Below are 11,978 nucleotides of genomic sequence, written 5' to 3' on the forward strand. Positions count from 1 at the left end.
GTGTGCGGCATGCCATCCAAGATCGGGGGCGGGGGGCCGGGGCGTCCAACACCTGATCACGGGCGATTCACCGGGTTTCATTGTTAGTCTCGGCGGGTGAATGCCCGTGATGTGGAACCCCGGCTGCTGCGCGCCTTCCTCGTGGTGGCCGAAGAGCTGCACTTCACCCGCGCCGCCGCCCGGCTGTACATCGCCCAGCAGGCCCTCAGCAGGGACGTGCGCCGCCTGGAAGAGGCCCTGGGCGCAGCCCTGTTCGTCCGCACCACCCGTACCGTCGAGCTCACCGCCGACGGGGAGCGGCTGCTGGCGCCGGCCCGGCGGGTGCTGGCCGCGTACGAGGAGCTGTCCGCGGCCTTCGCCGGCCCACGCCCTCTGCTGGTCGACCTGAACACCGACGGGCCGAGCACCGCCCGCACCGTGCTGGAGCGGGCCCGTGAACTCGCCCCGGACTGCGAGCTGATGGCCCGCTTCGAGAGCGGCCTGACGCACGCCGCGGCCGAGGTCGCCGCCGGGCGGCTGGACGTGGCGTTCGGGTACGTCGGCGGGCTGGAGCCGGCGCTGCGGGCCCGCCTCGACCACGTGCCCGTACGGTACGAGCCGCTCGCCGTGCTGCTGCCCGACGGGCACCCGCTGGCCGGGTCCGGCGGGCCGGTTGCCGTCGGCGCGCTCGCCGGGGAGCGGGTGTACGCCGGCGCCGGGAACCCGCGGACCCTGGAATGGACGCGGCTGGCGCGCGAGCTGTTCGAGGGCCGTGGGATCGCGCTGGCGCCGCCCGCGCCCGTGGCCGTGGGGAAGGACGAGTTCCGCCGGGTGATGGTGAAGACCCGCAACCCGGTCCTGGCCACCGTGGACTTCGTCGACATGCCCGGCTGCCTGAAGCGCCCGCTGGCCGACCCCCTGCCGCTCTCGCCGCTGTCGATGGTGTGGCGCAAAGGCTTCCGGCACCCGGGCCTCGACGCGCTGCGCCGGGCCGCGGCGCACCTCGCCGCCGACCGCGGCTGGCTGGACGTGCCCGCCGGGAGCTGGCTGCCGGCCGCCGCGCTCACAGGCCTGACCGGCGGCGGGTGAGTGCAAGGTTTCCCGCCGGTCATCCGGCGGGGACCGGGGCCGAAACGCGCCGTTCCTACGGTCGTACCACGGACCGAGGACTGTGGAGGCGTGTGATGACCGGTACGACCGCACCGCGCAGGGGAGGCCGCTGGATCGAGCGGTGGGACCCGGAGGACGAGGCTTTCTGGAAGGAGTCCGGGGAGCGGATCGCCCGCCGCAACCTGCTGTGGTCCGTGGTCAGCGAGCACATCGGCTTCTCCATCTGGTCCCTCTGGTCGGTGATGGTGCTCTTCATGGGCCCCGAGTACGGGATCGACCCGGCCGGCAAGTTCTTCCTCATCGCGACGGCGACGACCGTGGGCGCCCTCGTCCGCATCCCGTACACCTTCGCCGTCGCCCGGTTCGGCGGCCGGAACTGGACCGTCGTCAGCGCGCTGCTGCTGCTCGCGCCGACCGTGGCCGCGCTGGTCGTCATGGAGCCCGGGACCCCGTACGGGACCTTCCTGGCCGTGGCGGCCCTCACCGGTGTCGGAGGCGGGAACTTCGCCTCCTCGATGACGAACATCAACGCCTTCTTCCCGCTGCGGAAGAAGGGCTGGGCGCTCGGCCTGAACGCGGGCGGCGGCAACATCGGCGTCCCGGTGGTGCAGTTGGCCGCCCTTCTCGTCATCGCCACCGCCGGCGCCGGGCATCCGAGGCTGCTCCTGGCCGCCTACCTGCCGCTGATCGTGGCCGCGGCCGTCATGGCGCTGCTGCGGATGGACAACCTGGCGCCGGTACGGAACGACGGGGGCGCCGTCCGCGAGGCGGTCCGCGAACGGCACACCTGGATCATGGCGCTGCTGTACGTCGGCACCTTCGGCTCCTTCATCGGCTACAGCTTCGCCTTCGGGCTGGTGCTGCAGACGCAGTTCGGCCGGACCCCGCTGCAGGCCGCCTCGTTCACCTTCGTGGGACCGCTCCTCGGTTCACTGGTCCGTCCCGTGGGCGGTGCTCTCGCGGACCGGTTCGGCGGGGCGCGCATCACCCTCGGCGCCTTCGCGGCGATGGCCGCCGCGACCGGGGTGGTCGTCCACGCCTCGCTGAAGGAGTCGCTGCCCCTCTTCCTCGTCGGATTCGTCGGGCTGTTCGTGCTCAGCGGGATCGGCAACGGATCCACGTACAAGATGATCCCCGGCATCTTCCAGGCCCAGGCCCTCGCCCGCGGCATGGGCGGCGAGGCCGCGGCCGCCTACGGGCGGCGGCTCTCCGGCGCCTCCATGGGCCTCATCGGGGCCGTCGGCGCGCTCGGCGGACTCGGCATCAACCTGGCCTTCCGGGAGGCCTTCCGGACCTCGGGATCCGGGACCGCCGCCTTCGTCGCCTTCCTCGCCTGCTACGCCGTCTGCTGCACGGTCACCTGGGCGGTATACCTTCGCCGGCCCGCCGCCCCGGCCCGCCCGCAGGTCGGGGTCGAGACCAAGCCGCAGCTCACGTCGGTGTAACAGCGGTTTACGGCCACGAAATACAGCGGAACCGGGCCTGACACGCAGACTTGACAGGCTCGGTTCCCGTCGCGCGACACGTGGTCGCGAACGTGATATCGACCCACTGGGCAAGGCAGGTCACCATGGACGACGACACCCCGACGCGCACAGCAGCCGCAGCCGCCACCGCAACCGCCACGGCCGTCGCCACCGCTCCCGCCGCCGGCACGGCGGCAACGGCGGTCGCCCCGCTGGCCGGATTCACCGTGGGCGTCACCGCCGCCCGGCGGGCGGACGAGCTGATCGCCCTGCTGCGCCGGCGCGGGGCCACCGTCCTGCACGCCCCCGCACTGCGCATCGTGCCGCTGGCCGACGACAGCGAACTCCTGGCCGCCACAAGGGAACTGCTCGCCTGCCCGCCCGACGCGGTCGTCGCCACGACCGCCATCGGGTTCCGCGGCTGGATCGAGGCCGCCGACGGCTGGGGCATCGGCGAGGAACTCCTCGGACGGCTGCGCGCCGCCGAACTCCTCGCCCGCGGGCCGAAGGTGAAGGGTGCCGTCCGGGCCGCCGGACTCGTCGAGGACTGGTCCCCGGAGTCGGAATCCCTCGCCGAGGTCCTCGACCGGCTGCTCGCCGGCGGGGTCGCCGGGCGGCGCATCGCGATCCAGCTGCACGGCGAACCCCTGCCCGGGTTCGTCGAGGCCCTGCGGGCCGGCGGGGCCGATGTCGTCGGTGTGCCGGTGTACCGGTGGATGGCACCCGAGGACCTCGGACCGCTGGACCGGCTGCTGGACGCCGTCGTGTGCGGCGGGGTCGACGCGGTGAGCTTCACCTCCGCCCCGGCGGCCGCCTCGCTGCTGTCCCGCGCCGAGGAGCGGGGGCTCGCCGAGCCCGTGCTCGCCGCCCTGCGCGGCAGCGTCCTCGCGGCGTGCGTGGGCCCGGTGACGGCGGTACCGCTGCAGGCGCGCGGCGTGGACACCGTGCAGCCGGAGAGGTTCCGGCTGGGCCCGCTGGTCCAGCTGCTGTGCCGGGAACTGCCCGGCCGGGCCAAGGTGCTGCCGGTCGCCGGGCACCGGTTGGAGATCCGGGGCCAGGCCGCGCTCGTGGACGACGGGCTGCGGCCCGTGCCGCCGGCCGGGATGGCCCTGCTGCGGGCACTGGCCCGGCGGCCCGGCTGGGTCGTGGCCCGCGCGGACCTGCTGCGGGCCCTGCCGGGGGCCGGCCGCGACGAACACGCCGTGGAGACGGCCATGGCCCGGCTGCGCGGGGCACTGGGGGTGGCGAACCTCATCCAGACGGTGGTCAAGCGGGGCTACCGGCTGGCACTGGACGCGCAGGTCGACGCCAAGTACGCCGACGGCGGCTAGCCGCCGCGGGCGGTGCGGTGGACGTTGTGCTCCTGCACGTCCGGCAGCAGCGCCGCCGCAGCGGTGAAGTCCTTGTCGTCGTGGAGGATGACAAGCCCGTGGTGTGCTGCGGTCGCACAGACGATCCAGTCGACGACGGAAAGGCTCTGGTGCTGGCCGCGCTGCGCAAGGCGGTACTGCGCCGTCTCGATCCACTGCCACGCGTTCTTGGGTACGGCGACGTCGGGGTAGAGGTCGGCGAACATGTCCGTCATGGCCTCGTACTCGTCGAGGTTCCGCGCCGACCGGCGGAACTCCGTCCGCTGGGGTCGGCACGACCCGACGCTGCCCTCGTCGACCTCGTGGGCCCAGGCGCCGTTGAGCACCCGGTCGCGCTGGAGGCGCCACACCGCGGTCGAGTCGATCAGATAGCGGAGCACCTCAGCCGAGCCCCTTCTCGGCGCGGTGCTGACGGAGGAAACCCTCCTCGTCCCAGTCCTGCGCGGCCTGGAAGTGGCGCAGCCGGGCCTCCGTGCGGCGCCGTCGCTCGACGTACTCGCGCAGGGCGCGGTTGACGGTCTCCTTCTTGGTCCGGGCTCCCGAGAGCCGCATCGCCTCGGCCAGGGCTTCGTCGTCGAGATCGATCTGGGTGGCTGACACAAGGGCCTCCAGCAGAACATGGGCTTTGTCCAAGGGTATCGGATATCACATACATCGCGTTCGGCCTCGCCCGCGACGGCCTCGCCCACGACGTCGATGCCGTCGCCACGAGCAGTGCCGGCCTGGGCCTCCGCGCCCCCGTGACCCCCGCGACCGCCCCGCGGGACCGGTCCTGGCGCCCGCGGGACCGGCCGGACGCCCGTCCGGGGGGTTCCGCATCCACCCGGTGCGCGGCACTCTGAAAGCGCGTCCCTGGACAAGAGGCGGTGACGGGCATGTGGTTCGAATCCGGGCGGGTGTGCCTGGACCTGCTGGCCACTTCCGCGGCACCCGCCGCCGTACGCTCCGCCGGCGCCGCGGCAGGGCCCGCCGGTGCCTCCGCCGGCGCGGCCGACGGGCCCACCGAGGAGCTCCGCGACGGCGACGGGCTGCGCCTGTGGCTCGCCGGTGTCGGACTCGTCCCCGACCGGACCCCGCTGACCCGCGTGGGCCCCGACTGGGTCGCGGCCTTCCGGACCCTGCGCGCCGACGTCGGCAGCCTCGTCCGCGCCGAGCTCGGCGGCGCCGGGCCCGACGAGGGCGCGCTCGCCCGGGTCAACGCGCTGGCCGCCGGACCACCCCCCGGCCTGTGCGCCGTCCGGGACCAGGAGGGGCACCTCGTACGGGAGCTGTGCGGCGGGGTGGAGTGCGGGGCGCTGCTCGCCGCGGTCGCCCGGGACGCCGTGGAACTCCTCACCGACCCCGGTGACCGGGCCCTGCTGCGCTCCTGCGCGGCGGACGGCTGCACCCGCGTCTACCTGGACACATCCCGCGGCCACCGGCGCCGCTGGTGCTCCAGCGAGGTGTGCGGCAACCGCGAGCGCGTCGCCCGCCACCGGCGCCGCGCCCTCGCCGCCCGCCCGGCCAGGTGATCGGGGCGGCTGCCGGCGGAACGGGCGTGCGGACCGGGCACCGCTTCGCGTACGGTTGACGGTCGCCCACGCACGTCAGAAGGGGGCCTTGGTGGCCGCGCAGGATGCCGCTGTCGACAGCACGGCGGATTCCGTCCGCGATCGGGAGATCGCGATCGAGCAGACTCATCTGGACCAGGTGTACCGCCGCCTCGGGGAGAAGATCGACGAGGCCGAGTTCCTGATGAACGACGCGGCCAAGCGCGGCCAGGTCGGCACGCCCGGCGCGCTGGCCGAGCGCGACGCGCAGGTCTTCCGGGCGGGCATCCACCTCAACCGGCTGAACAACGAGTTCGAGGACTTCCTCTTCGGCCGCATCGACCTGGTGCTCGGCAAGGACGGCGCGCGCGGCCCGGACGGCGCGTACACCTCCGTCGAGCCCGCCGACGACGCGATCCGCGAGGGCGGCGGGGCCGGCCCGGTCGCCGACATCGCCGAGACCCTGCACATCGGGCGGATCGGGGTCCTCGACGCCGACTACTCCCCGCTGGTCATCGACTGGCGGGCGCCGGCCGCCGCGCCGTTCTACCGGTCCACGCCCAAGGAGCCCGGCCGGGTCGTGCGGCGCCGTGTGATCCGCTCCAAGGGCCGCAAGGTCCTCGGCGTCGAGGACGACCTGATGCGCCCCGAGGTCACCGCCTTCCTCGACGGCCGCGAACTGCCCGCCATCGGCGACGGCGCCCTCATGGCCGCCCTCGGCCGGGCCCGGACGCACTCCATGCGCGACATCGTCTCGTCCATCCAGGCCGAGCAGGACCTCGTGATCCGCGCCCCCGCCGCGTCCGTCGCCGAGGTCGCGGGCGGCCCCGGCACCGGCAAGACCGCCGTCGCCCTGCACCGCGCCGCCTACCTGCTGTACCAGGACCGGCGCCGCTACTCCGGCGGCATCCTGATCGTCTCCCCGACGCCGCTGCTCGTCGCGTACACCGAGGGCGTGCTGCCCTCGCTCGGCGAGGAGGGCCAGGTCGCCATCCGGGCGCTGGGCTCGCTGGTCGACGGCGCCGAGGCGACCGCCTACGACGAGGCGGCCGTCGCCCGGATCAAGGGCTCCTCCCGGATGCTGAAGGTCCTGCGCAAGGCCGTCCGCGGCGCGCTCGAACTCGGCGACGCCCCGGAGCGGCTGCGCGTGGTGGCCTTCTCCCGCCGCGTGGAGCTGGAGGCCGAGGAGCTGAACCGGATCCGGCAGAACGTCCTCGGCGGCACCGCCCCCGTCAACCTGCTGCGCCCGCGCGCCCGCAAGCTGCTCCTCGACGCCCTGTACGCGAAGACGGGCGCGGCCGGCCGGCACAGCGACCCGGAGCTCGCGGCGGAACTCCGCTCGGCCTTCGACGAGGACGTCTCCACCGAGGACTCGTTCATCGAGTTCCTGAACGCCTGGTGGCCCGAGCTGACCCCGCGCGGCGTGCTCGGCGCGCTCGCCGACGAGCGGCGCCTCGGCCGCTGGTCGCGCCGGGTGCTGAACCCGCGCGAGGTCCGCCGGACGGCCCGCTCGCTGCGCCGCGTCGGACCGGACGGCAGCGGCCCGCTGTCGGTGCACGACGTGGCGCTGCTGGACGAGCTCCAGCAGCTGCTCGGCGCCCCGGCGCGGCCGAAGCGGAAGCGTGAGGCGGACCCGCTGGACCAGCTGACCGGGCTGCAGGAGCTGATGCCGGTCCGCGAGGAGAGCCAGTGGGAGCGCGCGGAGCGGATCGCGGCGGAGCGCACCGAGTACGCGCACGTGATCGTGGACGAGGCGCAGGACCTGACGCCCATGCAGTGGCGGATGGTCGGCCGCCGGGGCCGGCACGGCACCTGGACGGTGGTGGGCGACCCGGCGCAGTCCTCGTGGATCGACCTGGAGGAGGCGGCCGCCGCCCGTGACGAGGCCCTGGGCACCCGGCCGCGCCGGCGCTTCACCCTGACGGTGAACTACCGCAACCCGGCCGAGGTCGCCGAGATCGCCGCGCGGGTGCTGAAGCTGGCGATGCCGGGGATGGAGCCGCCGACCGCGGTCCGCTCCACCGGCCTGGAGCCCCGGTTCACGGTCGCCGACGGCGATCTGGGCGCGGCGGTGCGGGAGGAGACCCGGAGGCTGCTGGAGCAGGTCGACGGGACCGTCGGCGTGGTCGTCGCCATGGACCGGCGCGAGGAGGCCGCCGGCTGGCTGGCCGACCTCGGAGAGCGGGCGGTCGCGCTGGGCAGCCTGGAGGCCAAGGGCCTGGAGTACGACGCCACGGTGGTCGTCTCCCCGGCGGAGATCGCCGGCGGCACCAGCCGCGAGGAGGTCGAGGCGGGCGAGTTCCCGGCGGGTCTGCGCGTGCTGTACGTGGCGCTGACGCGTGCGACGCAGCAGCTGACGGTGATCTCCACCGAGCGGGACGAACCGGACGCGGACGGCCTGCCGTCCCTGCTCCGTCCGTGACGGCGTCCGTGACGGCGTCCGTGACGGCGGCCTGACGGGGCTCCGGCGGGGCGGGGCAGGCGGCTGCGGCGCCGTCCGCCGTCCCGGATGGCCCGCGGCCGGAAGCGTGGTGGGACGGGGCGGAGTCCCGCGCGGGGGACCGCCCGCCCGGATCCTTTGTTAGCCTGGGTACGACACCGGCTCGATCCAAGCCCCCGGGCCCAACCTTCGTCGCCTAGAGCGACCACTTGCCGCGAGGCGAGCATGGCGGGTCGGTGTCATGGATTTCGGCAGGTCCGCGCTCCTCGAAGCCGAGGGGCGCGGACCTTTTTCGTGCCCGCGTGCGCCTCCCCGCCCACCACTTGTCTCGCATGGTGGAAGAATTTTTCCGGAATTCGTGGCTGGTTACCTGCTACTGACCGGTAGGTGGGACGATCGGACAACAGGTCCTGCCGCACCGACGTGCTGCGGGGCCCTGTACGTACACGAAAAACAGGGACAGAAGAGGAAACACGGCCATGGCAACGGCGCCCAGCGTCTCGTACTCGATGACGGTCCGCCTGGAAGTGCCCGCGAGCGGAACCGCGGTCTCCCAGCTCACCACCGCCGTGGAGTCGTCCGGTGGCTCGGTCACCGGCCTCGATGTGACCGCTTCCGGTCACGAGAAGCTCCGTATCGACGTCACCATCGCCGCGACCTCGACCGCGCACGCGGACGAGATCGTCGACAAGCTCCGCGGCATCGAGGGCGTCAGCCTCGGCAAGGTCTCCGACCGCACGTTCCTGATGCACCTCGGCGGCAAGATCGAGATGGCGTCCAAGCACCCCATCCGCAACCGCGACGACCTCTCGATGATCTACACCCCGGGCGTGGCCCGCGTGTGCATGGCGATCGCCGAGAACCCCGAGGACGCGCGCCGCCTCACCATCAAGCGCAACTCCGTCGCAGTCGTGACGGACGGCTCCGCCGTGCTGGGCCTCGGCAACATCGGCCCGAAGGCCGCCCTGCCCGTCATGGAGGGCAAGGCCGCCCTCTTCAAGCGGTTCGCCGGCATCGACGCGTGGCCCATCTGCCTGGACACCCAGAACACCGACGAGATCGTCGCCATCGTCCGGGCGATCGCCCCCGGCTTCGCCGGCATCAACCTGGAGGACATCTCCGCGCCGCGCTGCTTCGAGATCGAGGCCCGGCTGCGCGAGGCCCTCGACATCCCCGTCTTCCACGACGACCAGCACGGCACCGCGATCGTCGTGCTCGCCGCCCTCACCAACGCACTTCGCGTCGTGGGCAAGGCAGTTGGCGACGTCAAGGTCGTCATGTCGGGCGCCGGCGCGGCCGGCACCGCCATCCTCAAGCTGCTCCTCGCGGCCGGCGTGAAGAACGTCGTGAGCGCCGACATCCACGGCGTCGTGCACGCGGGCCGTCCCGACCTGGTCGACGCCGCCGAGGACTCGCCGCTGCGCTGGATCGCCGACAACACCAACCCCGAGGGCTACACGGGCACGTTGAAGGAGGCCGTCGTCGGCGCCGACGTGTTCATCGGCGTCTCGGCCCCGAACGTGCTGTCCGGTGAGGACGTCGCCGCCATGGCGGAGGGTGCGATCGTGTTCGCGCTCGCGAACCCGGACCCCGAGGTGGACCCGGCGATCGCCCGCCAGACCGCGGCCGTCGTGGCCACCGGCCGCTCCGACTTCCCGAACCAGATCAACAACGTGCTGGTCTTCCCGGGCGTCTTCCGCGGCCTGCTGGACGCCCAGTCCCGCACGGTGAACACGGACATGATGCTGGCCGCCGCGACCGCTCTGGCGGACGTCGTCGGCGCGGACGAGCTGAACGCGAACTACATCATTCCGTCCGTCTTCAACGACAAGGTCGCGGGCGCGGTCGCCGGCGCCGTCCGCAAGGCCGCCACCGCCGCCGCGGCCGCTGTGACGACGCCCACGTCCGCCTGAGCCGGATCCCGGCGCGTCGCGGGATGCAGGCAGGGCCGGCCGCCTCTAGTGTTGCGGGGAATGCCCACGAGGACCGGGACGCCCTTCCCACCGGTGCGGACGGAGCGTCACCGAGGCGTGACTGTGGCGCTTTTCGTGTGACCCTGGCGGGTGCCGGATTGGCTTTCCCGCCGCTGGTGGGGGCAGGATGCGTAACCGGGCGCGAGGGTCTGACGCTTCAGACCCGGGTCCGGGCACTGTCCGAGGGCCCTGGCAGCATCGGCTTCGATCTCACGCCTCCAAGGCAAGTTGAACACGGGAGTACAACATGAACCGCAGTGAGCTGGTGGCCGCTCTGTCCGAGCGCGCCGAGGTGACCCGCAAGGACGCCGACGCCGTTCTGGCCGCGCTCGCCGAGACCATCGGCGAGGTCGTCGCCAAGGGCGACGAGAAGGTCACCATCCCCGGCTTCCTGACCTTCGAGCGCACCCACCGTGCCGCTCGCACCGCTCGCAACCCGCAGACCGGCGACCCGATCCAGATCCCGGCCGGCTACAGCGTGAAGGTCTCCGCGGGCTCCAAGCTCAAGGAAGCCGCCAAGGGCAAGTAAGTCCCGCCCTTGTGCCGAGGGCCGCACAGGCCCCCGGGACGGCAGGAGTACGCAGCACGTACGAAGCAGAAGGGCGGCCACCCGGTGGGTGGCCGCCCTTCGGCCTGTCCGCGGCCCCTACGGGGCCCCTGAGGGCCCTTCAGGGGCCTCAGGGGCCACACGGGCCCCGGTGTGGGAGAGCTCGGGCTCAGACGAGCTCGCCGCCGGGGAGCTCGACCTTGGCCCCCAGCTCGACGAGCTTCTCCATGAAGTTCTCGTAGCCGCGGTTGATGAGGTCGATGCCGTGGACCCGCGAGGTGCCCTCGGCCGCCAGCGCCGCGATCAGGTACGAGAACCCGCCGCGCAGGTCGGGGATGACCAGGTCGGCGCCCTGCAGCTTGGTGGGGCCGGAGACGACCGCCGAGTGCAGGAAGTTGCGCTGGCCGAAGCGGCAGGCGGAGCCGCCCAGGCACTCGCGGTACAGCTGGATGTGCGCGCCCATCTGGTTGAGGGCCGAGGTGAACCCGAGGCGGGACTCGTAGACCGTCTCGTGGACGATCGACAGGCCCGTGGCCTGGGTCAGGGCCACCACCAGCGGCTGCTGCCAGTCGGTCTGGAAGCCGGGGTGCACGTCCGTCTCCAGGGCGATCGCGTTGAGCGGGCCGCCCGGGTGCCAGAAGCGGATGCCCTCGTCGTCGATCTCGAAGGCGCCGCCGACCTTCCGGTACGTGTTCAGGAAGGTCATCATCGAGCGCTGCTGGGCGCCGCGCACGTAGATGTTGCCGCCGGTCGCCAGGGCCGCGGAAGCCCACGAGGCGGCCTCCAGGCGGTCCGGGAGCGCCTTGTGGTTGTAGCCGCCGAGGCGGTCGACACCGGTGATCCGGATGGTCCGGTCGGTGTCCACGGAGATGATCGCGCCCATCTTCTGCAGGACGCAGATGAGGTCCTCGATCTCGGGCTCGACCGCGGCGTTGGTCAGCTCGGTGACGCCCTCGGCCAGGACGGCCGTCAGCAGCACCTGCTCGGTCGAGCCGACCGACGGGTACGGCAGGCGGATCTTGCAGCCGCGCAGCCTCTGCGGGGCCTCCAGGTACTGGCCGTCCTCGCGCTTCTCGATGGTCGCGCCGAACTGGCGGAGCACGTCGAAGTGGAAGTCGATCGGCCGGCCGCCGATGTCGCAGCCGCCCAGGCCCGGGATGAAGGCGTGGCCGAGGCGGTGCAGCAGCGGGCCGCAGAAGAGGATCGGGATGCGGGACGAGCCCGCGTGGGCGTCGATGTCGGCGACGTTCGCGCTCTCGACGTGCGTCGGGTCGAGCACCAGCTCGCCGGGCTCCTCGCCGGGGCGTACGGTCACCCCGTGGAGCTGGAGCAGGCCGCGGACGACCCGCACGTCGCGGATGTCGGGAACGTTGCGGAGCCGGCTGGGCTCGCTGCCGAGCAGAGCGGCGACCATGGCCTTGGGCACGAGGTTCTTCGCACCGCGGACACGGATCTCGCCCTCGAGCGGGGTACCGCCGTGGACAAGCAGGACATCGTCTGTGCCGGTCATGAATCTCGCGTTCCGGAAGGGGTCCGCCCGGCAGGGCCGGGGGAGGTGGGCAGG

The 11,978-nt window shown here is 73.1% G+C and carries 10 protein-coding genes; 7 read left to right on the forward strand and 3 right to left on the reverse strand.

Translation table 11 applies throughout. The features are described 5' to 3' along the window. The first annotated feature begins 96 nt into the window (after window positions 1-96). From HYE82_RS26970 to HYE82_RS26980, 3 genes are all read left to right on the forward strand, one after another. Window positions 97-1,068 carry a LysR family transcriptional regulator gene (locus HYE82_RS26970; RefSeq protein ID WP_179176767.1) on the forward strand — a complete coding sequence of 324 codons (972 nt, stop codon included), beginning with the start codon at window positions 97-99 and terminating at the stop codon, window positions 1,066-1,068. 95 nt (window positions 1,069-1,163) lie between these two features. Next, window positions 1,164-2,534 carry a NarK/NasA family nitrate transporter gene (locus HYE82_RS26975; protein ID WP_179176768.1) on the forward strand — a complete coding sequence of 457 codons (1,371 nt, stop codon included), beginning with the start codon at window positions 1,164-1,166 and terminating at the stop codon, window positions 2,532-2,534. A 125-nt stretch (window positions 2,535-2,659) separates the two neighbouring features. Then, window positions 2,660-3,886, forward strand: a complete 1,227-nt coding sequence (locus tag HYE82_RS26980; protein WP_179176769.1) for a uroporphyrinogen-III synthase — start codon at window positions 2,660-2,662, stop codon at window positions 3,884-3,886. Here HYE82_RS26980 and HYE82_RS26985 read toward each other — a convergent pair. Together HYE82_RS26985 and HYE82_RS26990 are read right to left on the reverse strand one after the other, a co-directional pair. Then, window positions 3,883-4,305 carry a PIN domain-containing protein gene (locus tag HYE82_RS26985; protein WP_179176770.1) on the reverse strand — a complete coding sequence of 141 codons (423 nt, stop codon included), beginning with the start codon at window positions 4,303-4,305 and terminating at the stop codon, window positions 3,883-3,885. The two genes, HYE82_RS26980 and HYE82_RS26985, sit on opposite strands and share 4 nt — an antisense overlap. 1 nt (window position 4,306) lies before the next feature. Continuing rightward, window positions 4,307-4,525 (reverse strand): type II toxin-antitoxin system VapB family antitoxin, encoded by a 219-nt coding sequence (locus HYE82_RS26990; protein ID WP_179176771.1) that lies wholly within the window; start codon window positions 4,523-4,525, stop codon window positions 4,307-4,309. A gap of 275 nt (window positions 4,526-4,800) precedes the next feature. On the opposite strand from HYE82_RS26990, the gene HYE82_RS26995 reads away from it, so the two are divergent. From HYE82_RS26995 to HYE82_RS27010, 4 genes are all read left to right on the forward strand, one after another. Then, entirely contained in the window at window positions 4,801-5,436 is a 636-nt protein-coding gene (locus tag HYE82_RS26995) for an ABATE domain-containing protein (RefSeq protein WP_179176772.1), read from the forward strand. A 91-nt stretch (window positions 5,437-5,527) separates the two neighbouring features. Then, the gene (locus HYE82_RS27000) at window positions 5,528-7,876 is read left to right on the forward strand and encodes a UvrD-helicase domain-containing protein (RefSeq protein ID WP_179176773.1); all 2,349 of its coding nucleotides are present in this window, start codon (window positions 5,528-5,530) and stop codon (window positions 7,874-7,876) included. A 497-nt stretch (window positions 7,877-8,373) separates the two neighbouring features. Beyond that, window positions 8,374-9,807: an NAD-dependent malic enzyme gene (locus tag HYE82_RS27005; protein ID WP_179176774.1), complete on the forward strand. Its 1,434-nt coding sequence runs from the start codon at window positions 8,374-8,376 to the stop codon at window positions 9,805-9,807. Between the two features lie 307 nt (window positions 9,808-10,114). Further along, complete coding sequence (locus HYE82_RS27010) at window positions 10,115-10,396, forward strand: HU family DNA-binding protein (RefSeq protein ID WP_030875040.1); 282 nt, start codon at window positions 10,115-10,117, stop codon at window positions 10,394-10,396. A 187-nt stretch (window positions 10,397-10,583) separates the two neighbouring features. On the opposite strand, the gene murA is transcribed toward HYE82_RS27010, so the two are convergent. Beyond that, complete coding sequence (gene murA, locus HYE82_RS27015; protein WP_179176775.1) at window positions 10,584-11,924, reverse strand: UDP-N-acetylglucosamine 1-carboxyvinyltransferase; 1,341 nt, start codon at window positions 11,922-11,924, stop codon at window positions 10,584-10,586. Between the last annotated feature and the right edge of the window lie 54 nt (window positions 11,925-11,978).

Origin of the sequence: Streptomyces sp. BR123 (assembly GCF_013401435.1) — a bacterium.
Classification (GTDB): Bacteria; Actinomycetota; Actinomycetes; order Streptomycetales; family Streptomycetaceae; genus Streptomyces.